This window comes from Gardnerella vaginalis, assembly GCF_001546485.1.
Classification (GTDB): Bacteria; Actinomycetota; Actinomycetes; order Actinomycetales; family Bifidobacteriaceae; genus Bifidobacterium; species Bifidobacterium vaginale_D.
Map to the genome: position 1 here is coordinate 4,352 of NZ_KQ956868.1, position 222 is coordinate 4,573.

Consider the following 222-nt stretch of genomic DNA (forward strand, 5'->3'; position numbering starts at 1 on the left):
AACGTCACCGTTTTTTCGTTACTGGTGCAGTTTGGTTTCTGCGTGAGTAACGTTCAATAACGTTTTTTCGTTACTCGCGCAGTCAGCGCGCTGCGCGAGTAACGTATAATTCTGTTTTTTCGTTACTGGTGCAGTTTACATACTGCGCGAATAACGCTCGCTACTGTTTTTTCGTTACTAACGCAGTTAGCGCGCAAATGCCGGAGAAAAAACTCCGGCAAA